Source organism: Pseudomonas sp. SJZ131 (assembly GCF_007828705.1).
GTDB classification, from domain to species: Bacteria; Pseudomonadota; Gammaproteobacteria; order Pseudomonadales; family Pseudomonadaceae; genus Aquipseudomonas; species Aquipseudomonas prosekii.
Window position 1 is genome coordinate 678,404 of the sequence record NZ_VIVC01000001.1, and the last position, 26,216, is coordinate 704,619.

General features: G+C 60.3%; 13 protein-coding genes. 4 read left to right on the top strand and 9 right to left on the bottom strand.

Going from position 1 to position 26,216, the window contains the following annotated elements; genetic code table 11:
* Positions 1–27: 27 nt before the first annotated feature.
* The 5 genes from FBY12_RS02905 to FBY12_RS02925 form a co-directional block, all read right to left on the bottom strand.
* Positions 28–891 carry a LysR family transcriptional regulator gene (locus FBY12_RS02905; RefSeq protein WP_145250969.1) on the bottom strand — a complete coding sequence of 288 codons (864 nt, stop codon included), beginning with the start codon at positions 889–891 and terminating at the stop codon, positions 28–30.
* A gap of 270 nt (positions 892–1,161) precedes the next feature.
* Complete coding sequence (locus FBY12_RS02910; RefSeq protein ID WP_145250972.1) at positions 1,162–2,880, bottom strand: hydrogenase maturation protein; 1,719 nt, start codon at positions 2,878–2,880, stop codon at positions 1,162–1,164.
* Between the two features lie 261 nt (positions 2,881–3,141).
* Positions 3,142–4,989: an amidohydrolase gene (locus tag FBY12_RS02915; protein WP_145250975.1), complete on the bottom strand. Its 1,848-nt coding sequence runs from the start codon at positions 4,987–4,989 to the stop codon at positions 3,142–3,144.
* Positions 4,990–5,321: 332 nt separating this feature from the next.
* On the bottom strand, positions 5,322–5,636 hold the full coding sequence (locus FBY12_RS02920) for an SCP2 sterol-binding domain-containing protein (protein ID WP_121734383.1): 315 nt from the start codon (positions 5,634–5,636) through the stop codon (positions 5,322–5,324).
* Between the two features lie 91 nt (positions 5,637–5,727).
* Positions 5,728–6,438, bottom strand: a complete 711-nt coding sequence (locus FBY12_RS02925; RefSeq protein ID WP_145250978.1) for a histidine phosphatase family protein — start codon at positions 6,436–6,438, stop codon at positions 5,728–5,730.
* Between the two features lie 207 nt (positions 6,439–6,645).
* On the opposite strand from FBY12_RS02925, the gene sohB reads away from it, so the two are divergent.
* The 3 genes from sohB to FBY12_RS02940 all read left to right on the top strand — a co-directional run bounded on the left by sohB (position 6,646) and on the right by FBY12_RS02940 (position 16,741).
* Positions 6,646–7,668, top strand: coding sequence for a protease SohB (gene sohB, locus FBY12_RS02930; protein ID WP_145250981.1), 1,023 nt, complete (start codon positions 6,646–6,648; stop codon positions 7,666–7,668).
* 214 nt (positions 7,669–7,882) lie between these two features.
* Entirely contained in the window at positions 7,883–12,799 is a 4,917-nt protein-coding gene (locus tag FBY12_RS02935; protein ID WP_145250984.1) for a dermonecrotic toxin domain-containing protein, read from the top strand.
* 39 nt (positions 12,800–12,838) lie between these two features.
* Positions 12,839–16,741, top strand: coding sequence for a dermonecrotic toxin domain-containing protein (locus FBY12_RS02940; RefSeq protein WP_145250987.1), 3,903 nt, complete (start codon positions 12,839–12,841; stop codon positions 16,739–16,741).
* A gap of 70 nt (positions 16,742–16,811) precedes the next feature.
* On the opposite strand, the gene FBY12_RS02945 is transcribed toward FBY12_RS02940, so the two are convergent.
* The 4 genes from FBY12_RS02945 to metH form a co-directional block, all read right to left on the bottom strand.
* On the bottom strand, positions 16,812–17,306 hold the full coding sequence (locus FBY12_RS02945; protein WP_145250991.1) for a DUF934 domain-containing protein: 495 nt from the start codon (positions 17,304–17,306) through the stop codon (positions 16,812–16,814).
* Positions 17,290–18,948, bottom strand: a complete 1,659-nt coding sequence (locus FBY12_RS02950; RefSeq protein ID WP_145250994.1) for a nitrite/sulfite reductase — start codon at positions 18,946–18,948, stop codon at positions 17,290–17,292. The genes FBY12_RS02945 and FBY12_RS02950 overlap by 17 nt, the downstream gene beginning before the upstream one ends.
* Positions 18,949–19,581: 633 nt before the next feature.
* Positions 19,582–19,800 (bottom strand): DUF2970 domain-containing protein, encoded by a 219-nt coding sequence (locus tag FBY12_RS02955; RefSeq protein ID WP_101209707.1) that lies wholly within the window; start codon positions 19,798–19,800, stop codon positions 19,582–19,584.
* Between the two features lie 187 nt (positions 19,801–19,987).
* Positions 19,988–23,698, bottom strand: a complete 3,711-nt coding sequence (gene metH, locus FBY12_RS02960; RefSeq protein WP_145250996.1) for a methionine synthase — start codon at positions 23,696–23,698, stop codon at positions 19,988–19,990.
* Positions 23,699–23,853: 155 nt separating this feature from the next.
* On the opposite strand from metH, the gene FBY12_RS02965 reads away from it, so the two are divergent.
* Entirely contained in the window at positions 23,854–26,151 is a 2,298-nt protein-coding gene (locus FBY12_RS02965; protein ID WP_145251000.1) for a fatty acid cis/trans isomerase, read from the top strand.
* Positions 26,152–26,216 lie beyond the last annotated feature (65 nt).

The following is a 26,216-nucleotide window of genomic DNA, read 5'->3' on the forward strand; positions in this document are numbered from 1 at the left end:
CCGGTGCAAATGCGCAGGCGGGTGACGTCAGCCCAACGGGTTCCAGCGTTGCGACCAGTCGTCGTCGGTCTTGATCACTTCGCGCAGCAGGTCGAACGCCTGTTGCAGCGTTGCCGAATCGCGGTCGCGGGAATAAACCAGGTAGGTCGGGTAACTGAATTCCGGCGCTTTCGGCACGGCCTCCAGAACACCGCTTTGCAGGTAACTTTGCACCACGCGCGTGCGGAAATAACCGCTGCCGCCGTGTTCGAGCAAGTACTGCAAGGCCAGCGGGCCGAGGTTGAAACTCAGCGCAGCCTTGGCTTTTTCCGGCAGCGCGGCGTCGTGTTGACGGCGGAAGTCCGGGCCCCAGTCGATGTAGACATACGGGTCGGGTTTGCCGGCAAGGCGCACGAGGATCAGTTTTTCTTCCAGCACTTGCTCGACTTGCAGGCGCGGCCAGTATTCCGGTTGGTAGACCAGCGCGGCGTCGAGCACGCCCAGTTCCAATTGGCGCAGCAGGTTTTCACCGTCGCGGATTTCCATGCGCAACGCGTGGCTGGGAATTTTCTCGCGCAACTCGGCGGCCCAACTGAGCATCAGCGGATTGCACAGGCTGACCTCGCCGCCAATGTGCAAGACGTCGCGATAACCTTCTGGCAACGGCAGGTCGCGGCGCGCAGCTTCCCAGGTTTGCACCAGTTGGTTGGCGTAGATCACGAAAGCTTCGCCATTCGGCGTCAGGCGCGCACCGGCGCGATTGCGCACAAACAGCGTGCTGCCCAATTGGCCTTCGAGCTTCTGCACCCGCGCGGTGATCGCGGTTTGAGTAACGTGGAGCTTTTGCGCAGCGGCGGCGAGGCTGCCGTGCCGGACAATTTCCAGAAAAGTGCGCGCGAGATCGATGTCCATGGGCTGGCCGCAAGTGGGGGTGGGCAATTGTAAGAGCGCCGGCAGCCGCTGCCTACCGCGCGCGCAAAATGCCCAAGCAAAACCTGTAGCAGCTGCCGAGCCCGCGAGGCTGCGTTCGGCTGTGCAGCAGTCGTGATCCGGTTATCGCGGTTTTCCCGGAGACTCAAGTGACTGGTTTTACGACGGCTGCGCCGCCGGACGCAGCCTCGCGGGCTCGGCAGCTGCTACATGGAGCGGTAGTTGTCAGGGAGAGCGGAGCGGCGTTGCGGGTTATTCGCTGAGTTCGGTTTCGGGCAACTGCGCCCAGTCTGCAATCAGGCGCTGCGGGGTGCCGCAGGCTTTGCGTTTGTAGACGAAGTTGCGGCACTTCTCGGCGAATTGATTGCGGTTGTGCACCATGTCCAGCTGCATCTGTGCCAGCTCTGCTTCTCGGCATTGCGCTATCAACAAACGGTCATCGCGGGTTTTGCGCTGGCGAATCGGCGCATACGCCGGATCGGTCGACACCCCATTCGCCCGTTGCAGCAACCACAAACCGAACTCGTCGGGGCAGCGCGGACCGATCTCCTGAACCATGCCCCATTGCAGCGCCTGCTTCGCGCTCACCGGCAGGCATTCTTCCGTGAGTTTTTCCGCGATCACCGGGCCTACCGCGCGCGGCAGGCTGTAGGTCCAGTATTCCGAGCCATACAAACCCATGCTTTTGTAATGCGGATTAAGCACGGTTTCGGCGCGGGCAAACACGATGTCGGCGGCCAGTGCCAGCATCACACCACCAGCGCCGGCACTGCCGGTCATGCCGCACACCACCAGTTGCCGGGCGCTGAGCAGCTCCTCGCAGACATCGTCGATCGCCTGAATATTCGCCCACGCTTCCAGCCCCGGCACCTCGGCGGCCTGAATCACATTCAAATGCACGCCGTTGGAAAAACTCCCGCGCCCACCCTTGATCAGCAACACCTGAGTCTCGCGCGCCTTGGCCCAGCGCAGTGCGGTGACCAGACGCTGACATTGTTCGGTGCTCATCGCGCCGTTGTAGAACTCGAACGTCAGCTCGCCGACATGTCCGGATTCGCAATAACGGATCGGTTGATAAGCTTCCTCGTTGAACGGCTGGGTAGCGATCGACCAGTCGAGCGTCGGCACTCCATGCAACTGCTGCGCGAGCATATGCCGGGCCGGGCGCTTGAAGGTTTCTTCGCCGGGCTGTGGTTTTTGCCGCAGCGCGCCGATCCACAGGCTGTGATCGCCAGTCGCGACCAGCACCGCATCGTCGTGCACCGCTAGAATCTGGCCCGGCGTGCCGCTGCGTGCGTCCAGATGCGCGTCATACAGGTAGTACTGAGCGCCGGCCAGACTGGCCAACACCCCCGGTTGACCGTCAGCCGCGTCGATGCGGCGTTTGATGAACCGCGAGCAATCGTGCCAACTGAACGCGCGATCTGCCTGTTTCATGTTCGGCTGCAAACGCCCGATGACGTGCGGTTGGCGGTAGTCCAGCGGCTGGGGAATAAACCCGGCGTTGAATTTCTCGACGACTTCGCGGATGCAGCGGATCGCCGCATCACTGACCCGGCCGTTGTACAGCTCGGATTTGCGCAGGCCTGGCGGCAGGTTGAATTCGCAGGTGGCCCAAACCGGCCCGGCGTCCATCTCTTCCACCGCTTGCAACGCGGTCACGCCCCAGCGCTGCAGCTCATTGCAAATCGCCCAGTCGAGGGCACTGGCGCCGCGATCGCCGACAATCCCCGGATGAATGATCACCACCGGGCGCTGCGGGTCGCTCCACAATTGCTGCGGCACGCGGTCCTTGAGGAACGGGCAAATCACCAGATCGGCGCCGGAGTGTTCGATCTTTTCGCACACTGCGTTTTCGTCGGTAAACAGCACCACGCTCGGCGCATGCCCAGCCTCGTGCAATTCCAGCCACGCGCGTTGAGTCAGGCCGTTGAACGCCGATGCCAGCAGGATGATTTTCAGTGAACGCATGAATGCCTCTTCCTTGAGCAGTGATAGCCGTTGGCTCGTGATGAGCCGTCCGTGGCTGTCGATGGAAGCAAGAGGGTAATGAATGCCGCGCGCCGACAACTGACCGGGATCAAGCTTCGGTCGATCAGCCACTGATTCCCGTGGGAGCCAGGCTTGCCCGCGATGGCGTTGTGTCAGGCAACATTTGCATCAACTGACACTACGCTTTCGCGGGCAAGCCTCGCGCCTACAGGGGATTTGCGGGGTGGGTGAAACTTGGGCTCAGAAGGAGAAACAGGAGCAGCCGAACGCGCCCCAGAATCCCTGGAAATCACTAACCGGTGCCGACGACAATCGCGCGCGTTCGTGGTTGTGCGCATGCACCGCGCAGGCGCCGACACACTGGTGAACCTGCGCGGTCAGCGGCGCCAGCGGTTTCCAGTGCCCCGGCACTTTCGCCACCGGCGACCATTCCGGCACCACCGGAATCGGCGGCGGCGAGAGTTTGTCGAACTCGACACTGGCGTGGACGATCTTGCCGTCGACAATCGTCAGGACAGATTCGATCCACTTGATCGCTTCGTCCTCGATATGAAAATAATCCGCCGACAGCGCAATCAGATCGGCCAGTTGCCCGACCTTGATCTGGCCTTTCTGCCCTTGTTCCGAAGAAAACCAGGCGCTGCCGTGGGTGAACAATTCCAGCGCAGTGTCGCGGCTCAAACCTTGCGGGTATAGCTCCAAACCGCCAACGGTGCGGCCGCTGACCAGCCAGAACAGCGACGTCCACGGGTTGTAACTCGACACGCGGGTGGCGTCGGTGCCGGCACCGACCGGGATGCCCTCGGCCAACATGCGCGCGATCGGTGGTGTGTGTTCGGCGGCTTTGGCGCCGTAGCGCTCGACGAAATATTCGCCCTGAAATGCCATGCGGTCCTGAATCGCAATGCCGCCGCCCAAGGCTTTGACCCGCTCGATATTCTGCGGCGTGATGGTTTCGGCATGGTCGAAAAACCACGGCAGACCGTTGAACGGAATGTCGCGATTGACCTTCTCGAACACGTCGAGCATGCGGCTGATGGACTCGTTGTACGTCGCGTGCAAACGAAACGGCCAGCGCTGTTCCACCAAGTGCCGCACCACCGGTTCAAGTTCCTGTTCCATGGTCTGCGGCAGGTCCGGGCGCGGTTCGAGGAAATCTTCGAAATCAGCGGCGGAGAACACCAGCATCTCGCCGGCGCCGTTGTGTTTGAGGAAGGCATCACCCTGGCCGTAATGCGAGGTGCTGGTCCAGTTCTTGAAGTCGGTGAGTTCTTCCTTGGGTTTTTGCGTGAACAAGTTGTAGGCGATGCGCACGGTCAGCTGTTTGTCGTCGGCCAGTTGCTGGATGACTTGGTAATCGTCCGGGTAATTCTGATAACCGCCGCCGGCATCGATGGCGCTGGTGACGCCGAGGCGGTTGAGTTCGCGCATGAACTGGCGTGTCGAGTTGACCTGATGCTCCAGCGGCAGTTTCGGGCCTTTGGCCAAGGTCGAGTAGAGAATCATCGCGTTCGGCCGGGCGATCAGCATGCCGGTCGGATCGCCGTTGGCGTCGCGGACAATTTCGCCACCGGGCGGGTTCGGCGTGTTGCGCGTGTAGCCCACGACTTTCAGCGCGGCGCGATTGAGCAGGGCGCGGTCGTAGAGGTGCAGGACGAACACCGGGGTATCCGGCGCGGCTTTGTTCAGTTCTTCAATCGTCGGCAGGCGCTTTTCGGCGAACTGGAATTCGTTCCAGCCACCGACCACGCGCACCCATTGCGGAGTCGGTGTGCGGTCGGCCTGTTCCTTGAGCAGACGCAAGGCGTCGACCAATGACGGCACGCCTTCCCAGCGCAGTTCGAGGTTGTAATTGAGCCCGCCACGAATCAGGTGCAGGTGCGAGTCGTTGAGCCCGGGGATCACCGTGCGCCCGTGCAAGTCGATGATTTGCGTGCCGGGACCTTGCAGCGCCATCGCTTGCGCGTCGCTGCCGACCACCACGAATCGGCCATCCTTGATCGCCACGGCGCTGGCCTGGGGTTTCTTGCGGTCAACGGTGTGCAAGCGACCGTTGTACAGAATCAGATCGGCCGGGGCATCAGGCATGGTTTTACTCCCTGCGAAAAGTGGGCTGACCCAGGCACCCACGGCGCCTGCCGTCAGGCCTTGCAATACGCGGCGGCGATTAAAACCGTCGTGGTCGTCCGGTGGGCTCATGACAACGTTCTCCGCTCGGTTCTCGGTTCTCGGATCAGCAAACAGGAGTTGAACTGCCGATGGCGGACGCCTGCGGCCAGAAGGAATATAGACGGCAATTGCAGTGCCGGCCTGCCGACGTGCTCTCACCGGCATTGCGCCGGGAGCCAAAACGACAAATCCCGCCATGACGGCGGGATTTGTGGTGCAACAGACAGCTGCCCAGTTAGGCAGCCGCGATCTTACGAAGGGAACAGCTCGGACAGTTTCATCGCCAGCATCATGTCGCCTTCAGCGCGCAGTTTGCCGCCCATGAATGCTTGCATGCCGTCGGTCGAACCGTCGACGATGCCCTGCAGGGTTTCGCCGTCCATCACCAGAGTGACCTGCGCGTCCGGGTTTTCGCCTTCTTGCAGTTCGCAGGTTTTGTCCTTGACGATCAACGAGAAGTTTTTGCTGTCGTCGATGCGGAAACCGAATACCAGGTCCAGGCCGGCGGCGGCATCTGGGTTGAACTTGGCTTTCATTGCTTGTACGGCGTCGGCTACGGAGGTCATGGTTCGATCCTTTTCTTGGGAATTACAGCTGATTAAACACAGCTGGTTATAACAGCAGGGTGATGACAGCCAGGGTCACACTAGTCCGGACTCAGCGAAATGTGATGAGTTCCGGGGCCCTCAACAGTTGCAGATGCGCATGACTGTTGAAGGAAGCCAGAGCCACCTCGCGACCACGAAACTTCAGTTGGTTGAGCGAGGTGTTGACGATTTGCCAGTTGAGTTCAAAAGCCTGTTTGGCCGGCATTTGCGTAATCAGGTGGAGCAGGGCAGTGATGGTGCCGCCGGAGGTGAACACGGCGATTTTCTGCGTGTTGTCGGCCTGTTCGAGAATCCGCTGCAGACCGGCCTGGACCCGCTCGACAAAACCCAGCCAGCTTTCCAGCCCCGGCGTGTCGTAGGTGCCGGCCAGCCAGCGCTCGATGATCAGGGCAAAAATGCGCTGGAACTCGGCGCGGTTTTGCGCGGCGTTGCGCAGGATCTCCAGCGCCTCAGGTTCGTCGTCGAGCATTGCCGGGAGCAGGGCGCGGATCACCGCGTCGGCATCAAATTCGTTGAACGCGGAGTCGGTTTCGAGGATGGGCGTGGGTATGCCGACCGCAGCAAATTGTTCCAGCGCGCTGGTGGCGGTGTGCTGCTGGCGACGCAAGTCACCGGCGAGGCAGCGATCGAAGCTGATGCCCAGCCCGGCGAGGTGCTGGCCGAGGACTTCTGCCTGGCGCACACCGGTCGGCGACAGGACGTCATAGTCGTCTGCACCAAAGGAGGCCTGGCCATGTCGAATCAGATAGATGCTGCCCACGTCCGCGTCATCCCGGTACGTTGAAGGTTTGGCGAGGTTATGAGGATGGCCGTGAGCTGTCAATGAAAAAACATACGCTTGTTTGAAATGCCTGTTACAGGCCTGTTTCCAGAGGTTTCACGGCTGGCCCCGAAGGCAGGGCATGGGTATGCTGGGGACATTCCGCGCGCGCGTTTTTAGCGGCGCATTGTATTGAAGGAGTCGTGTGTGGAGTTTTTCGCCGAGTACGCCAGTTTCCTGGCCAAGACCGTGACGCTGGTGGTCGCCATTCTGGTGGTGCTGGCCAGTTTCGCGGCTTTGCGCAGCAAAGGTCGACGCAAGTCATCCGGCCAGTTGCAGGTCAGCAAACTGAATGATTTCTATAAAGGCCTGCGCGAACGCCTGGAGCAGTCGCTGCTCGACAAGGACCAGCTCAAGTCGCTGCGCAAATCCCAGGCTAAAACCGAGAAAAAACAGAAAAAGAAACCCGAGCCCAAGGGCCGGGTTTTTGTGCTGGATTTTGACGGCGACATCAAGGCTTCCGCGACCGAGAGCCTGCGCCACGAGATCACCGCGCTGCTGACCCTCGCCACGCCTCAGGACGAAGTGGTGTTGCGCCTCGAAAGCGGCGGCGGCATGGTTCACAGCTACGGCTTGGCCTCCTCGCAACTGGCGCGGATCCGTCAGGCCGGCGTGCCGTTGACCGTGTGCATCGACAAAGTCGCGGCCAGCGGCGGCTACATGATGGCGTGCATCGGCGAGAAAATTATCAGCGCGCCGTTCGCCATTCTCGGCTCGATCGGCGTGGTCGCGCAGTTGCCCAACGTCAATCGCCTGCTGAAAAAACACGACATCGACTTTGAAGTACTGACCGCCGGCGAATACAAACGCACGCTGACGGTGTTTGGCGAAAACACCGAGAAGGGCCGCGAGAAGTTCCAGGAAGACTTGGACATCACCCATGAACTGTTCAAGAATTTCGTCTCGCGTTATCGCCCGCAACTGGCCATCGATGAAGTGGCGACTGGCGAAATCTGGCTCGGCGTCGCGGCGCTGGGTCGGCAATTGGTCGACGAACTGAAAACCAGCGACGAATACCTCGCCGAACGCGCCAAGAGCGCCGAGCTCTATCACCTGCACTACGCCGAACGCAAAAGCCTGCAGGAACGCATCGGTATGGCGGCCAGCGGTTCGGTGGATCGCCTGCTGCTGAGTTGGTGGAGTCGTCTGACCCAACAACGCTTCTGGTAAATCACCTCCCAAGACCCGGTCAATTTGATTGATCGGGTTTTTTTTGCCTGTTTTTCGAGGCAGTCATTAATCGAAAAGTGCGTGGCGGTATTTATATATAGCTCACGTTCATATTGTTGATTTGAACAAGCCGATATTGATCAGCTATTGCGGCTTTTATTCGCAGGGCCGCTGTTTAGACTGATGACTCTTATGATCAAAGAGTTATCCGCTTATGTCCTCGCAATTACCGGCAGCCTCTTCGCTGACAACAGACAGCCAAGTGGCCGCAGCCATGACGCCTGAACAACAAGGCATTTTCTATAACTTGTTTAAAAGCCATCCGATTGCGCCGTGGCTGGCCCAGTCGACGCCCGAGGCGCGTACCGCGCTGCACGCCAGCGTGGTGGCGAGTCAACGTTCGCGAGCCACCGTGGTCGCGGCAATGTCCCCGTTGAAAAACCCGCAACAGTTCTGCGCACCGTTATTGTCCGACGCTCTCGCTGACAAGTTAGGCGAGTTCCTCGATATACGAGGGGTGGTGTTTCAACATATACGCTCAACATCCAGTTTATTCGGCTTGCGGAAAAAACTGGTGTTGCCGATTGATCGAGATCTTCTGGCTGCTGCGTGCGAGAACTTTGAAGCCAGTGAAACGCTGATGGGTAATTACGATGACAAGTCGCTGATTTATCAGCCGGAACGTATTAACGGCGTCGCCAATAAAATCCTGAATATTAAACCGCATGAATTTGCGCAACTTTGTCGCTCGCTGGACTTGGGCAAACAGTATCAAAAGCATCTTGACAGTGTATTTGAGCCCAACGATGAAACCGGGGCGGTACGCCAAGCCTGTATTGCCCATTCGCAGCAGTGTTTTGACGTCGACCGACACATGGCGTTGATGAAAAAACACATCAGCGAGCCGGTGTTTCGCATGCTCGCGGATGTCGCCAGCAATAAGCCATCGATCACCCTTGCGGGGCGCGCCGTCGCCTGTAAAGGTCTGGAATTGGCCGGTCACGCGCTGCTGGGGGCCATGCTGATCGTCTCGGTCAGTGCCGGTGCTTTTGTGGATAATCCCTGCGTGCTGTACCTGCCGGGGGATACGCAACCGCTCAAGGAATACCCAAGCGTCAAAGCGCTGCAATTCGACTTGGCGGCGCGTCTGGCCAAACCGGCCTTCAGCGAATTTCTGCCAAGGTTTGTCTCGCTGGGCAACCGCGCCGATTTTCAGACCGCACTCGCTGCTCGTCTGCTGATGCCAGCGCCAGGCTGGATGCAGCCGAGCGCCACTGCCTGGATTCCGGTGACCACCCAAGACGTGACTACCGACCTGTTCGCTGAACTCTACCGCCAGCGCGTGGTGCAGATCATTGCCGACGCGCGACTGCTGGTCGTGCCGACTGACGACGAGGACGAGAAGTCGCGGCTGGCGAGAATTGAAACCTACAAAGTCATTGGCATTGATCTGATCCTGTTCGGGGTTTCGTTTATCCCCGTGGTAGGGGAAGTTCTGATGGCGCTGACGGCGGCCGAACTGGTGCTGGGGATTTACCACGGCATCGAGAGTTGGTCGGCGGGCGAGCAGGAAGCGGCGGCGGATTACTGCTTCGACACCCTGGAAAACCTGATCGTGATGGTCGCGTTGTCGGCGGGTGCGGGCGCGCTCAGAGCGTCGTTCAAATCCGTCAGGAGCACCGATTTCATCCAAAGCCTGCGCGAGGTGCGTCTCTCCGATGGCAAGGTCCGGCTGTGGAAACCCGACCTCGCGCCGTATCGCCTCGATATGTCCTTGCCGGCGTGGATCAAGCCGGATCGGCGCGGCTTGTACTGGTTTGAGGATCAGGCGTACCTGACGCTGGGCAAAGATGTATATGCGGTGCGCCAGCAGGCGGATACCAATTTGTGGGAGATCGAGGGCTCGATCCTCCGCGAGAGCTATTCGCCGCGTCTCGAAACCAACGACGTCGGCGCGTGGCGACACGACTCCGAGCTGCCCGGCGAGTGGGACCGGCTGAAGCTGTTCCGGCGCCTGGGCTATGCAGAGCGCGACATCCCGGACGCTCGGGCGCTGCAAATCCTTGCGGTCAGCGGCACCGATGAGCGGGCCATGCGCCGGGTCCTGCTTGATCGGGTCAACCCGCCAGCGTTGTTGGTCGAAACTGTTCGGCGTTTTGCCGCCGATCAAACCGTGCTGTCGTTCATCGAGCAATTGAAGGACACGCGATTGGCCTCCAGTGCTGACGCCGACCTGCAATTGCGCCTGTTGACCACGTTCAAGCAGTGGCCGGCCGAGACCGCGATCAACGTCGTCGACAGCGCCGGGCAAGTGTTCAGCCGCTACCTGGCGCCCGACGCGGACAGCGCCAGCAAGACCCTCACACTCAACCTCGACAAAGTCCGCAAAGGCCAATTCCACGCGGATCTGCTCGGCGGCTTGAGCGCCCTCGAGCGCGAGCGGGTGCTGGGTTCATCGACGAAAGTGCCAAGCGAGCAGCTCTCGGCGCTGATGGGCAAATTGGCCGAGCGCGCCGATCACAAACGTCTGGCGTTGTTCGACTGGTGGTATCAGCGCGGCGTGGCGGTGAATGAAGTGATGGCGGTGCCGCTGCGCAGGCAGTTTCCCGATCTGCCGATCAGCATCGTTGACGAGTTGATCAACTACGCGTATGCCAGCGAGCTCGAACAACTCGAAGCCGGTAGTGTGCCGTTGCGCCTGGCTGAGGAGGCCCGGCGTTATGCCCAGGTGGTACGGATCAGTCGGGCTTACGAAGGGCTCTACCTGGATGCCGCCGGCGGTATCGATACAGATCGTGTGGTGCTCAGCACACTGGGCCAATTGCCGGGCTGGGAAAGCGATCTTTATGTGAGCGTGCTGGAGTGGTCGTTCTATACCGACGAGCTGGCCAGCCTTGGGTCCGAGCAAGCGACCCAGCAGGTGCGGATCAATGCCCACCCTGATCGGTACGAGGTGCGGGACGCGCAATCGAATTTGCTCAGCTATCTGCCTGGGCGCACCCGCGCGCACTATTTTCAGGCGCTGTGGGAAGGATTGTCGGCGTCTCGTCGCGCGGCGTTAGGCGTTGAGGCGCCAGACGCTGGCGTCGCGCTGAGGGGAAAAATCACCGCGCTGGCGCTGGCCCGTCGGGCGGCGGCGCAACGCGTGCTGGGCATAGAAGCGCCGCGCCTGGACTACGCTTCGCCGATGCGCCTGGCAGATTCGATGCCAGCGCCCGGGATCGGTGGCGTTCATCCGTTTCCGGCCTCCACGCCGCGACGCTCTGCGGCGCTGATACGACGTGCGCAAGAACTCTATCCCGCGCATTCGGTCGAGGAAATCAATGCGTTTCTGGCCGGTCTCGGTGTGGACGATGTACTGGCGTTGCGCAAACTTGAAGGGTTGAGGCTGGAGTTTCTGATGATCCGGCAGTCATTACACAGCTGGATCAACCGTGAAAGCTGGGCGCAAATTGCTCCTGGGTCACGGCTCAAGGTGTCGACCCGGGCCAAATCGCGCGCGGCGCAGGAGATCATTCGCGCCTGGCGCCGGGAAACCCAGAGCATGCTGACGTTCGATGGCCGCTTGTACGAGTTGACGCTTGCGCCGTTGCCATTGGGCGACTTGCCGCTGCTGGTGGGTGATTTCAACCACATCGGGACGCTGGTGATGGACCGGATTGGCACCAGCACCGGATTGAACACGTTCCTGCATAACTTCAAATTTCTGCGGCGCCTGTCGCTGGTTGGCAATGGCCTGACCCGGCTGGCGCAGGCCATCGGCGCGATGTTTCGCCTGGAAATACTTGACCTCAGCGACAACCAGATCGTCCTCACCAACGTCTCGGCCAACGAACTGTCCGGCCTGACGCTGCTCAGGCAATTGAACCTCAGCGGCAACCCAACGCTCTCGCGCACGCCCGATGTCGCGCAATTGCAGCTGCTGGAACGCCTCGAATTGCGCGGCACCGGCATCACTGGCTGGCCGAATGGCGCCACCGGACTAATGCGCCTCAACACGCTGGATCTGCGCGATAACCGCATAACCAGCATCCCCGAAGATGTCTTCGCCGCGCGCTTGGCGTTGAACGAGGGCACCTTGGTCGCCGGCAATCCGCTGACCACGCTAACCCGCCAGCGGCTCCTCGCTTATCAGCAACTCAACGACGTCAGTTTCGGTTTGAGTTCAATGGGTTATGGGCATACGGTGCAGGACGCATTGTTGGACGCGACCATGAGTTCGACCTGGCTCACTGGCGCCACGGAAATCGAAATCCTGCAAAAACGCACGCTGTGGAGCTCGGTTTTCGCTTACCCGGACTCCCGGCCATTTTTCCGTTTGCTCGTGAAATTGCGCTACAGCGCCGATTTTCGCGCGGTTTACCGTTCGCTGAGCCAGCGTGTCTGGGAAGTGGTCGAGGCTGCCGCCGAGGACAGCGAATTGCGTCGCACCTTATTCCGCATGGCCAACATCGAGCAAATCAGCGCCGACGGTTCTTCGCTGCTGTTCAGCGATTTGCATGTCCGGGTGCTGTGTTACCGCGCGATGAATGTGGCCCGGGGCGCGCTGATTGATACCGAGCCTGCGCTGACCCAGTTGCTGCGCGGTTTGTACCGCTTGAGCGAAGTTGAAAAATTTGCCCTGAAAAACGTTATCTCGCGCACGCGGACCGGGCCATTGTCGCTGGATCAGGCAATGGAAATCAGCCTCGCGTATCGCGTGGGCCTGGCGGAGCGCTTGAATTTACCGGCGCAACCGCGCGACATGAACTTTCGCCTTCGCGTTGAAGTGATCCCGCAAACCCTCGACTGGATTTTCGCGGAAGTGGTGAAACTGGAACAAACCTCGGCGTTGTCGGACTGGATGGTGCTGCAGGAATTCTGGATCGAATACCTGCAGAGCGCCCACCATGAGCTTTTCGATAGCGTGATGAACCGTGCCGTTACCTCGTTTTCGCAGTTGGACGTGCAGGTGCATTTCACCCTGACGCAGTTCAACCAGAGCATGGTCGCGATCGTCAACAACTACACCAATGACCGTCGCGCGCTGATCAAGCGGCTGACCGACGAAGCGCTGCAGCGCAATCCAGGGCTGGTTTTGCCAGTGACCACTGAACAGGTGGGCAAGTCACCGACGCACTCCGGTGGCTGACTGTCGAACCTTTCTCCCAAAAATTTGCAAGGAACGCAGATGAACTTAATTGCACCGCAACACTTGCCAACCACTCCGTTGAGCACCCCGTTGAGCAGCCTGCTTGCGACAAATCGGCGTCGCCAGGAACTCGCGAGCCTGCTGGACCATGGGTTGCCGATGACTCCGATGCAGTACGCCGCTCAGTTGATCGAACAGCGCTGGGGCGCTTCCACGCGCAACGCGATTCTGGTGGACCTCAATTACGATTTTTACGCCCATCCGCCGCAGGGCGATATTCACCAGGGCAGGGCGCGAACCTCGCAGAGCCTGGCGCAAGTGCTGTTGCGAAATTATCAGACGGTGGGCGCCGGGCGTTTCGGCGAGACTGCTTTTGGCTTGTACACACCGCCCGCGATCGGGCCGCAGGTACGCATCGTCGATATCGACGAGTCGAGCAATCCCGGTGGCGGCTACCGTGACTATGAAGGCATCTACCGGCAGACCACTGCGCAGGTCTATGGGCCAACAACGCAGTTGGCGCTGCAACCGGCCGCATTCAAGCAATGGGTGTGGACATTGGATTTTCAGGAACTGTACGCCGCGTACGTCGCCAGTACCTGGCCAGACGAGCAAACCCTGCTGGGGGCCAGCGCCTATCCGTTGCGCACTTCGGTGAAGCTGGCTTACGTGATGGCGGCTTATTTGCAGCATCAGGAAAACAGCCTCAGCGATGCCGGTTTGGCACTGGCCTTGCGCGCCGCAGGGCTGGACGCCCGACAGACCTGGGCGCAACTTTCGATTGAACAATTGCAGGCGGCCACGCACGTGCCGTCGTCGGTGCAAGCAGCCTGGCTGGTGATTTATCGCTACACCAGCGACGACATCGCCTGTTTCACCGATCGCGCCAGCGGCCAGATATTGCTCTACGTGCCAGGCAACGCGGCGCCATTCCACGAGTTTGCCAACCATAAAGCCATGTGTGACTGGGTGGTCGGCATCGCCCGGCAAGAGGCCAGCAAACAGGCGCTGGCCGCGCACTTTGCCGACGACGACCAGCAGGACGGAACCTTCCATGCCGGTGTGCTGACAGCGCTGGACGCGATGGCGATTTATCCCAGGCACTATCAACTGAAAAAGGCCCACGGCTTTTTCAATAACGACGGCTATTGGCCGCCCGAAGACTACTTGTCGACCGAGGTCGCGAGCCGCGCGCAGGATCCTTTTGCGCAGTGGGTACGGGTGATGAAACGAGCGGCCGAGGCGAGCGTTCAGACAATTCGCACGGACGCGCAGGTCAATCGCGACGACTTGAGCGCGGTGGTCGAGCCGATCCTGCAATGGGTCAACCGCTTCGCCCCGTTGGCATTGTTGGTGCCGGGCGGCGAGGGTTTGCTGGCGTTGGCCGGGCTGATCGACGCCGGTTACGGTGTCGACGAGGCGATTGAAGGCAAGACCACTGGTGCGCGTTGGTCCGGTGTCGGGCGCACGCTGTTCGGTTTGCTCAACGCCCTGCCGGCGATCCATGCCGGCGCGCTGATGAAAACAGAAGAGCAAGCAGTGGCGGCAGCATTGCCATCAGTCGCCGCCGAAGTGCCGCTGGTCATCGATCATGCCGTCAGCGACGCCGTGACCGCGCTGGACACCGCGCAATCACGCATCGTCCAGTTGCGCCGGCTCGTTGCTGAAACTGCACAGTTCAGCGACGAAACGCTGCTAAACATCGACCAAGTCTGTGGGCTCGATGCCAACCTGCTCGCGCGGATGGACGCCGGGCATCCGCCGCCGCCGATTGTGGCGGACACCCTTAATCGTTTTGGTCTGGATCAGCAACTGCAGCAAGCCATCGATGCCTTGCCGGCCAATTCTGTCGAGGCGTTGCAAGCCCAGCGTGCGCGTGTCGGGCAGTTCAACCAGCGTTATGCCGCGTCGCAGCACTCGGACCATGAGTGGGTGAAGCTGTTTCAGTCGCAGTATCCGGACTTGCCGAAAAGCGCCATCGAACAAATGCTCGACCGTTCAGGCATCGATATCGCCGCGCCGCATACCCTGGCCGAGGCCAAACGCGTGCTCAGTGAGCTGAGTGGCAAAGCGGCGGGTTACACGGCGCATGTACGTCTGGCGCGCGCGTATGAGGGCTTGCACCTGAGTTCGGTAATCAACGCCGACAGCGATGTACTCGCCTTGCATTCACTCGAACGGCTTGCGGGCTGGCTGCCCGGCACACGTATTGTGGTTTGTGAATCATCGGCAGTTGGCCCGGTGCTGGACAGTATTGGCCCGCGTGGCGCGCCGTATACGCGGCAATTGATCAAGCTCGGTGAAGCTTACCAGGGCCGTGAAGGTGGGCCGGCGGTGGATTTTTACCAAGCTGTGCTGGACGCCCTGTCGCCGTCACAACGCCTGGCGCTCGGTCTGCGCGCGGAACACGGCGTGGCCGATTTGCGTGGCCAAATCCGCGCCACACCGCTGGCGCGCACTGAACTGGAGATCGGCCTGCAACGCCTGGATTCGGGCCTGCCATTCAACAGCGAGGGCCTGCGCGGCGGCGGCTATCCGCATACGCCGCAGGCCGAAAGCTTTACCCTGACGTTCCAGAAACTGCAGCTCAAGGAACTGTATCCCTCGATGACAGATGCGCAACTTGAGGCGCGTCTGGCCCAGTGGGGCGAAAACGCGCAGCGCTATCTGGTGTTCCTCAACCAGCAAATCCAGCAACTGCGCACAGACCTGCGGGCGTGGGTCAATGAAGTGGAAAGTGACGTCGTCGACATGCAGTTCGACCTGCTGGACGCTGATGACCTTGACGCTGCAGGCATGGACCCGCCGACGCTGGAAGCGGAAAATCTTGCGCGCATCGCCGATGCCATTCGCGTCGAGCGCGACAGCAGAAAGAGCTTGGCCAATCAACTGGCGGGGTTATGGCAGCGGCGCAGCGTGGCTTCCAACCATCTCTACAGCGATGGGCAATTCATCGGTTTTCGACTCAATCTGGATCTGGAATATTTCCACAAGTTGCCGGTGCTGAACGTGACGCTCAACGAGGTGGTGGAGCTCTCCATGCCCTATGTCACGCTGAGCCGGCCTGAAAGCCTGTCGCCGTTTCTGCAGACATTCCCCAGATTGCGCGTGTTGAACCTGACGGGCACTGACTTGCGTGTGCCGAACGTCGAAAACATGTGGGTCGGCCGCTTGCCGGCAGCGATCCGGCAAATGCCGGAACTGACGTCCTTGAACCTCAGTGATACCGGCCTGCGGCTGTCGGAGGAGGATGCTGGCGGGCTCAGCGGGTTGTCGCAACTGACGACGCTGGACATGAGCGCCAACCCGCTTGAGCGCCCGCCGCTGGTGTTGCATTTGCCGGCATTGCGCAGCCTCAACTTGCGTGACACCGGTATCGAATTTTGCCCGGTGGGCGTGCTGGATCATCCGTATCTGCAACTGCTGGACCTGCGTGACAACCGGATCGACCGCATACCCGCCGCCGTGCGCACGCAGTCGGTGGGTACTCACCAGCTGTTGCTGACCGGTAACCCGATGAACGACGAGGACAGCCTGAGCTGGATCAGCCGTCATCGCCAGGCAACCGGGATCAATGTCTGGATGGCGCCGCCGTCGCCCGACTTCGCTCAGCCCCATGTGTGGCTCGACGCTCTGCCCGCCGCGCAGGCCAGCGCGCACCTTGAACACTGGCAACAGCTGGCCGCAGTAGAGGGCAGCGAGCGATTTTTTGGTGCGCTGGATGCGGTGCAGCGCAGCGCTGACTTCCGGGTGCATTACCCGTCGCTGCAACAGCGCGTGTGGCAATTGGTCGATGCCGTGGCGCAATTGCCGGCGCTGCGCCAGCAGATATTCGAGGATATCGAGTGGGCGGCCAGCAACGCCGATGACCCATTCGCCAGTTTCGAACATCTGGAGGCGAGGGCGATGATGCTCCATGCGGCGCAGCGGCTAGGACAATAAAACAGACGAAAAAAAACCTTGAGCCCGGCGTCGCGGCCATGGCTCAAGGTTTTGCTGCTGCGAAAACGCCTTAGCGTCGACGGAACAGGGGCAGCGGCTCGTCGGTCGCAGCCTGATACGTCACCGAGAAATCCTTGAGCCCTTCAAGCGCTTCATACGGATCTTTGTCGGCACGAATCGCAAAGGCGTCAAACCCGCAACGGTGCATGTAGAACAACTGATCGCGCAGTACATCGCCAATTGCGCGCAACTCGCCTTTGAAACCATAACGGTCACGCAGCAGACGGGCGTTGGAGTAGTTGCGGCCATCGGTGAACGCCGGGAAGTTCAAGGCAATCACCTTGAACTTGTCGACGTCATCACCGATTTCCTCGGCTTCTTCATCGGCGTCCAGCCACACACCCAAACCACCGTCGCGGGCCAGCAGCATGCGCCCGTGTTCGCGCCACAGCGCCAGCGGCACGATGTAGTCGTCGCAGTTGCTGATTTCGTCGATGTTGAAATCCTTGGGCAGCAGGTGCCAGGTTTCGTCGACGACTTCGTTGTTCTTAATGATTCGCTGCATAGACGCGCTCCTTGAAGAGGTCGATGCCAATGCGCTGATAGGTGTCGATGAAACGCTCATCTTCGTGACGTTGTTCGATGTACACGTCGATCAGTTTTTCGATCACATCAGGCATGGCTTCCTGGGCGAAAGACGGGCCGAGGATTTTGCCCAGGCTGGCGTTGCGACTGCCGCTGCCGCCGAGGGAAACCTGGTAGAACTCCTCACCTTTCTTGTCCACCCCGAGGATGCCGATGTGGCCGACGTGGTGGTGCCCGCAGGCGTTCATGCAACCGGAAATGTTCAGGTCCAGTTCGCCGACGTCGAACAAATAGTCGAGGTCGTCGAAGCGGCGCTGGATCGATTCGGCAATCGGGATCGACTTGGCGTTGGCCAGCGAGCAGAAATCACCGCCCGGGCAGCAGATGATGTCGGTCAGCAGGCCGATGTTCGGCGTGGCGAAACCTTGCTCGCGCAACTCGCCCCACAGGGTGAACAACTGCGTCTGTTCAACGTCGGCGAGAATGATGTTCTGTTCGTGCGAGGTGCGCAGTTGGCCGAAGCTGTAACGCTCGGCGAGGTCGGCAACGGCATCGAGCTGCTTGTCGGTGATGTCGCCCGGCGCAACGCCGGTCGGTTTCAGCGACAGGGTCACGGCAACATAGCCCGGCTTCTTGTGCGCCAGGGTGTTGCGGGTGCGCCAGCGAGCGAAACCTGGGTGTTCCTTGTCGAGCGCAGCCAGTTCAGCGACCTGGTTGTCCAGCGCCTTGTACTCGGGATCAACGAAATGCTTGGCGACGCGATGCACTTCGGCATCGGTCAACGTGGTCTGGCCACCGCGCAGGTGTTCCATTTCAGCGTCTACTTTTTGCGCGAACACTTCTGGGGTCAGCGCTTTGACGAGGATCTTGATCCGCGCCTTGTACTTGTTGTCGCGACGGCCGTAGCGGTTGTAGACCCGCAGAATGGCGTCGAGGTAGCTCAGCAAGTCCTGCCACGGCAGGAATTCATTGATGAACGCGCCAACCACCGGCGTACGGCCGAGGCCGCCACCGACCAGCACGCGGAAACCCAGTTCGCCCGCAGCGTTGTGCACCGGCTCAAGGCCAATGTCGTGCACTTCGATGGCAGCGCGGTCAGAGGTCGAGCCGTTGATGGCGATCTTGAATTTGCGCGGCAGGTAGGCGAATTCCGGGTGGAACGTCGTCCACTGGCGGACGATTTCGCACCACGGACGCGGGTCGATCAACTCGTCGGCGGCGACACCGGCGAACTGGTCGGTGGTGACGTTGCGCAGGCAGTTGCCGCTGGTCTGGATCGCGTGCATCTGCACGGTGGCCAGTTCAGCGAGGATGTCCGGGATGTCTTCCAGCGCCGGCCAGTTGAACTGCACGTTCTGCCGGGTACTGATGTGGGCGTAGCCCTTGTCGAAGTCGCGGGCAATCTTGGCCATCATTCGCGTCTGGCGCGAGGTCAGTTGGCCGTAAGGCACCGCCACCCGCAACATCGGCGCAAAACGCTGGATGTAAAGGCCATTTTGCAGGCGCAGGGGGCGGAATTCTTCTTCGCTCAGCTCGCCTGCCAGATAGCGTCGGGTCTGATCACGGAACTGCTTGACGCGGTCCTCGATGATCCGCTGATCGTACTCGTCGTATACGTACATATAAGTCCTGTTCTCAGGCTTGGGCCGGTCGGATCCAGTGGCGTTTTTCGCTTGCTGAAGTTTCCGATACTGCCTCGGCAATTCTGCGCGCACGGCCGCGCACTCCCTACGGAGCCGGGGCAAGATACCAGTTTGCAGTTATGCGCAAAAGTGATGTTTGAGTATATGTAAAGAACCAAAAGGCCTAACGCGAAGCGTTATTGAAAAGCCCTTAGTTGTGGTGAGGGCAATCGTCGTCTTTACTGTGGTCGAGTCTTTATGCAATCACCGATAAAACCGACAAGAGGCGATGCAATGAGCAACCCAACCAAAGCAAGGAAAAGCGACAGTTCCGTTGATGCCTGGGCGATTTTGTTCCTGATCATCCTGGTCGTGGGTACGGCGGTGTTCTGGGTGAGTCACCAATAACCCCGATGAACCGCGCACGCTCCCGCGCATACCCATGAACCGCGCGCGTTCCCGCGCACGTCCCCTGTAGCAGCTGGCGCAGCCTGCGTTCGGCTGCGCAGCAGTCGCTAAATCATGCGCTGCGGTGTTTCAGAAGACCGCATTGGCAAGTTTTACGACTGCTGCGCAGCCGGACGCAGGCTGCGCCAGCTGCTACAAGGTACGTGGGGGCGCTAAAGGGGAGGATCAGATCCCGGCCAGCAGCAGGACCAGTTTGACGATGCCGAACAGTGACAGCGCAAAAACTGCCGTGAACAAAATCCCCAGAATCACGAAATGACTCGGCTTGCCGTGAGTGAAGTCGCGGGCGCGATTCTTTCCGCTCTGCACCCCGAACGCCGCCGCCACCACGCTGTGCAGCATCTGCCATAAGGTCGGCGGCTTGTTGTCGACTGGATCGTCCATAAATCCCTCGTCACGAATGTGTGTCAGGCAAGCATAGACAATGCAGCGCGCACTATCCGTGAACGCCACAACTCCCTGTAGGAGCGAGGCTTGCCCGCGAAAGCGATCGGTCAGCAACAATCATGTCAACTGACAGAACGCCATCGCGGGCAAGCTCGCTCCCACAGGGTGTGCGATCAGCCGAAACTCAGTTGTCGTAACCCAGATTCGGCGCCAGCCAGCGTTCGGTCACGCTCAAATCCTGACCTTTGCGCGAGGTGTAGCTCTGCACCTGATCCTTGTCGATCTTGCCCACCGCAAAATACTGCGCCTGCGGGTGCGCGAAGTACCAGCCGCTGACCGCTGCCGCCGGGAACATCGCGTAATGTTCGGTGAGGAACACGCCGCTGCGCCCGGCCTGCATTTCGCTGGCCTCAGGGTCGAGCAACGCAAACAACGTGCCTTTCTCGGTGTGATCCGGGCAGGCAGGGTAGCCGGGGGCAGGGCGGATGCCGCTGTATTGCTCTTTGATCAGCGCGTCGTTGTCCAGCGTCTCGTCCTTGGCGTAACCCCAATAATCTTTACGCACTTGCTGGTGCAACCACTCGGCGCAGGCTTCGGCCAAGCGGTCGGCCAAGGCTTTGACCATGATCGAGTTGTAATCGTCGCCGGCGTCCTGATACGCCTTGGCCACTTCTTCCGCGCCGATCCCGGCGGTGGTAATGAAACCACCGACGTAGTCGGTAATCTCGCTGTCCTTCGGCGCGACAAAATCGGCGAGGGAGAAATTCGGTTTGCCGTCGGTCTTGATGATTTGCTGGCGCAAGTGATGCAGTTTGGCCAAGGGCCTTCCGTCATCGCCGTACAGCTCGATGTCGTCGTCGCGCACCTGATTCGCCGGCCAGAAACCGAACACTGCACGGGCGCTGATCAGCTTCTCGTCGATCAACTTGGCGAGCATTTCCTTGGCATCGGCGTACAGCGCCGTCGCCGCTTCGCCGACTACTTCATCTTCGAGAATGCGCGGAAACTTGCCCGCCAGGTCCCAGGAGATGAAGAACGGCGTCCAGTCGATGTACTCGGCCAGCACTTTCAAATCGATATTGTCGAGCACCTTGGCCCCGGTAAACGTCGGTTTCACCGGCGCGTAAGTGCTCCAGTCAAACTGCGGTTTCTTGGCGATTGCCGCCGGGTAGCTCAGGCGTTCGGTGCGTGCGCTGCGGTTGGCGGTGCGCTCGCGGACTTCGATGTATTCCAGGCGCGTCTTCTCGATAAACGCCGGTTTCAGTTCCTTGGACAGCAACTGCGTGGCCACGCCCACTGCGCGCGAGGCGTCGGTGACGTAGATCACCGCGTCGTTGCTGTACTTCGGTTCGATCTTCACCGCCGTGTGCGCTTTCGAGGTGGTCGCGCCACCGATCATCAGCGGCAAGTGGAAGTCCTGGCGCTGCATCTCGCGCGCCACGTGGACCATTTCATCCAGCGAAGGCGTGATCAGGCCGGACAAACCGATGATGTCGCACTTCTGCTCCTTGGCCACTTGCAGGATTTTCTCGGCCGGGACCATCACGCCGAGGTCGACGATGTCGTAGCCGTTGCAACCGAGGACCACGCCGACAATGTTCTTGCCGATGTCGTGCACGTCGCCCTTGACCGTGGCCATAAGGATTTTGCCCTTGGCTTCCGGTTTGTCACCCTTTTCAAGTTCGATGAACGGGATCAAATGCGCCACGGCCTGCTTCATCACGCGGGCGGATTTCACCACTTGCGGCAGGAACATTTTGCCGGCGCCAAACAGGTCGCCGACGATGTTCATGCCCGACATCAGCGGGCCTTCGATGACTTCGATCGGGCGGCTGAACGACTGACGCGATTCTTCGGTGTCTTCGACGATGTGCGTGGTAATGCCTTTGACCAGCGCATGCTCCAGACGCTTGTTGACTTCCCAGCCGCGCCACTCTTCGGTCTCGGCTTCCTTGACGCTGCCGTCGCCCTTGTACTTGTCGGCGATGGCGAGGAGGGCGTCGGTGCCCTCGGCGGTGCGGTTGAGCACTACGTCTTCGACGGCGTCACGCAGCTCGGCCGGGATCTGGTCGTAGATCTCCAGTTGGCCGGCGTTGACGATGCCCATCGTCAGGCCATTGCGGATCGCGTACAGCAGGAACACCGAGTGAATCGCCTCGCGCACCGGGTTGTTGCCACGGAACGAGAACGACACGTTGGACACGCCGCCAGAGGTCAGCGCGTACGGCAGCTCGTCGCGGATGTAGGCGCACGCATTGATAAAGTCGACGGCGTAGTTGTTGTGTTCTTCGATGCCGGTGGCGATCGCGAAGATGTTCGGGTCGAAAATAATGTCTTCCGGCGGGAAGCCGACTTCGTTGACCAGAATGTCGTAGGAGCGTTTGCAGATTTCTTTCTTGCGCGCTTCGGTGTCGGCCTGGCCGGCTTCGTCGAAGGCCATTACCACCACCGCCGCGCCGTAACGCTTGCACAGTTTGGCGTGATGAATGAACTGCTCAACGCCTTCTTTCATGCTGATCGAGTTGACGATGCCCTTGCCCTGAATGCACTTGAGGCCGGCTTCGATCACTTCCCATTTCGACGAGTCGATCATGATCGGCACGCGCGAAATATCCGGTTCGCCGGCAATCAGATTGAGGAAGGTGACCATCGCCTTCTTCGAATCGAGCATGCCTTCGTCCATGTTGATGTCGATCACCTGAGCGCCGGCCTCGACCTGCTGCAGGGCGACTTCCAGCGCTTCGGTGTAGTTGTCTTCACGGATCAGGCGGGCGAATTTCGCCGAACCGGTGATGTTGGTGCGTTCGCCGACGTTGATGAACAACGAGTTGCGATCAATCGTGAACGGTTCCAGACCCGACAGGCGACAGGCCTTGGGAATGTCCGGAATCACCCGTGGCGCGTAACCGGCAACGGCGTTGGCGATGGCTTCGATGTGGCCCGGCGTGGTGCCGCAGCAACCGCCGACAATATTCAGGAAACCGCTTTGGGCGAATTCTTCGATGACCTTGGCGGTTTCTGCCGGCAACTCGTCGTACTCGCCGAATTCGTTCGGCAGGCCAGCGTTCGGGTGCGCGGAAACGTGGGTGTTGGCCTTGTTCGACAGTTCTTCGAGGTACGGACGCAACTCACTGGCGCCGAGCGCGCAGTTGAGGCCGACGGAAATCGGCTTGGCATGCGCCACCGAGTTCCAGAACGCTTCGGTGGTCTGGCCCGACAAGGTCCGGCCGGAAGCGTCGGTGATGGTCCCGGAAATCATGATCGGCAATTCGATGCCCAACTCTTCGAACACACCTTGCACGGCGAAAATCGCCGCTTTGGCGTTCAAGGTGTCGAAGATGGTTTCGATCAGGATCAGGTCGGCGCCGCCCTCGATCAGGCCTTTGGTGGCCTCGGTGTAGTTTTCCACCAGTTCATCGAAGGTGACGTTGCGGTAGCCGGGGTTGTTGACGTCCGGAGACAGCGAGCAAGTACGGCTGGTCGGCCCGATCACGCCGGCGACGAAACGCGGCTTGTTTGGGGTTTCGAGGGTCTTGGCATCGCAGACCTTGCGCGCCAGACGCGCGCCTTCTACGTTCAGCTCGTAAGCCAGGCCCTGCATGCCGTAGTCGGCGAGGGACACCTGGGTGGCGTTGAAGGTGTTGGTTTCGAGGATGTCGGCGCCGGCATCCAGGTAGGCTTTTTCGATTGAGCCGATCACGTCCGGGCGGGTCAGCACCAACAAGTCGTTGTTGCCTTTGACATCGCTCGGCCAGTCGGCGAAGCGTTTGCCACGGTAATCCTGTTCCTCAAGCTTATAGCTCTGGATCATCGTGCCCATGCCGCCGTCGAGAATCAGGATGCGCTCTTTGAGGGCTTGCTTGAGAGCTTGAAGGCGAACACTGCGATCGGACATTGGGACTACTCGGAAAGACCATGACGAAGGGCCGGGATAATAGCAAACCTGTGCGGTTTTAGAGCATGTCCGGGTTTTGCATGAATATCGCTCATGTTGGCGGTAGTGGCAAAACGGTAGAATCGCGGCGATTTTTCATCTTCGGGACCAGAGACATGCCGTATCGCGTCGTCATCAGCATGTTGCTGCTGTTTATCAGTTTGGGCGCCACTGCGCAGGATCCTGCTGGTTCTTCGGATATCTCCTACACCCGCGACATTCAGCCGATCTTCACCGAAAAGTGCGTGGCCTGCCATGCGTGCTACGACTCGGCGTGTCAGCTGAACTTGGGCAGCGGCGAAGGCGCGTTGCGTGGCGCCAGCAAAACCCCGGTGTACGACGGTGAGCGCAGCATCGCGGCGCCGCCAACGCGGCTGTTTTACGACGCTTTCGGCAAACGCGCGTGGCAGCAGAAAGGCTTCTATTCGGTGCTGGATGCGCAGGGCAGCCAAGCCGCGTTGATGGCGCGGATGCTCGAACTCGGGCACACAACCGCGCTGACGCCCAACGCCAAACTGCCGGAGGGGATTGCGCTGGGCCTTAATCGCGAAAACGTCTGCGCGATGCCGGCGGAGTTTGACGGTTACGCTGGCGCTCACCCGAAAGAAGGCATGCCGCTGGCGGTCACCGGCCTGACCGATCAGCAATATCAGACGCTGCAGCGCTGGCTCGTGTCCGGCGCGCCGATTGATCAGCAAGGCCTGGTGCCGAGCGCCCAGGAAGCGCTGCAAGTGCTGCAATGGGAAAACCTGTTGAATGCGCCTGGCGCGCGGGAAAGTCTGGTCGGGCGCTGGTTGTTCGAGCACTGGTTTCTTGCGCACATCTATTTCAAGGACGGCGAGCCGGGGCATTTTTTCCAGTGGGTGCGCTCGCGCACGCCGAGCGGTCAGCCGATCGACCTGATCAATACGCGCCGGCCTAACGATGACCCGGGGACGCGCATTTATTACCGTTTGTGGCCGGTGCAAGGCGTGATTGTGCAGAAAACCCACATCACCTATCCGCTGAGCGCGGCGAAAATGGCCCGGGTCAAAAGCCTGTTCTACAGCGGCAATTGGCAGGTCAATGCCTTGCCGGGCTATGGCCCCGAGGGGCGCGCCAATCCGTTCACCACGTTCGAAGCGATCCCGGCGCAGGCGCGTTATCAGTTCATGCTGGATAACGCCGAATACTTTGTCCGCACCTTTATTCGCGGGCCGGTGTGCCGTGGGCAGATCGCCACGGATGTGATTCGCGATAACTTCTGGGCGCTGTTCCAGGCGCCCGAGCACGATCTGTACATCACCGACCCGAACTATCGCGGCCAAGCCACGCCGCTGTTGGCGATGCCGGGGCAGAACGACGATGTCGGCAGCGTCCTCAGCCTGTGGCACAACTACCGCGACAAGCGCAACGAATACGAAGCTTTGCGCCGCGACAGTTACGCCGATGCGCCAGCGCCGAGCTGGTCGACGTTGTGGGCCGGAAACGACAACGCGCTGCTGAGCATTTTTCGCCACTTCGACAGTGCTTCGGTGAACAAAGGCCTGATCGGCGAAGTGCCGCAAACAATGTGGCTGTTCGACTATCCGCTGCTGGAGCGCACCTATTATCAGTTGGCGGTCAATTTCGATGTGTTCGGCAACGTCTCGCACCAAGCGCAGACGCGGCTGTATTTCGACCTGATCCGCAACGGCGCCGAACAGAACTTCCTGCGCCTGATGCCGGCCGATTCGCGCGAGGATTACCTCGATGATTGGTACCAGAACAGCGGCAAATTCAAGATGTGGCTGGATTACGAAACCATCGATGACGACAAGCCGACGGCGCTCAAACTCGATGAAAAAGACCCGAAACGCGACTTCGCCGAGCAATTGCTCGCCCGGTACGGCGACCTCAATGCGCGCCCCGATCCGATCAACCGTTGCGCCGGCGCTTACTGCTCGCGGCCAAATATCGACCCGGCGTTGCAGAACGCCGAGCAGGCCTTGAGCCAGCTGACTTCACGTCCGGCAGCGGGTTTGCGGGTGATCGATCAGTTGCCGGAAGCGACCATGCTGCGCGTCGAAACTGCCAGCGGCAAACGTGAGATCTACAGCCTGCTGCGCAACCGCGCACACAGCAACGTCGCATTCCTGCTCGGCGAATCCCTGCGTTTTCAACCGGGGCTGGACACCTTGACGATCTATCCGGGGGTGCTCAGCAGCTACCCGAACTTCATGTTCAACGTGCCGGCGGCGCAAGTGCCGGCATTTGTCGCAGCAATGGAAAACGCCAAGGACGCCAGCCGCTTCGAGAAAATCGTCGACCGCTGGGGGATTCGCCGCAGCCATCCGCAGTTCTGGTTCTACTTCCACGACCTGAGCAGCTACGTCCACGAAACCGACCCGGTGGAAGAGGGCGTGCTGGACATGAATCGCTACGAGAACCTCTGACCGACCTTTGCCGGATTTCCAATGTCCCACCTGTAATACGCCGATCCCCTACAACGGATCTGTGG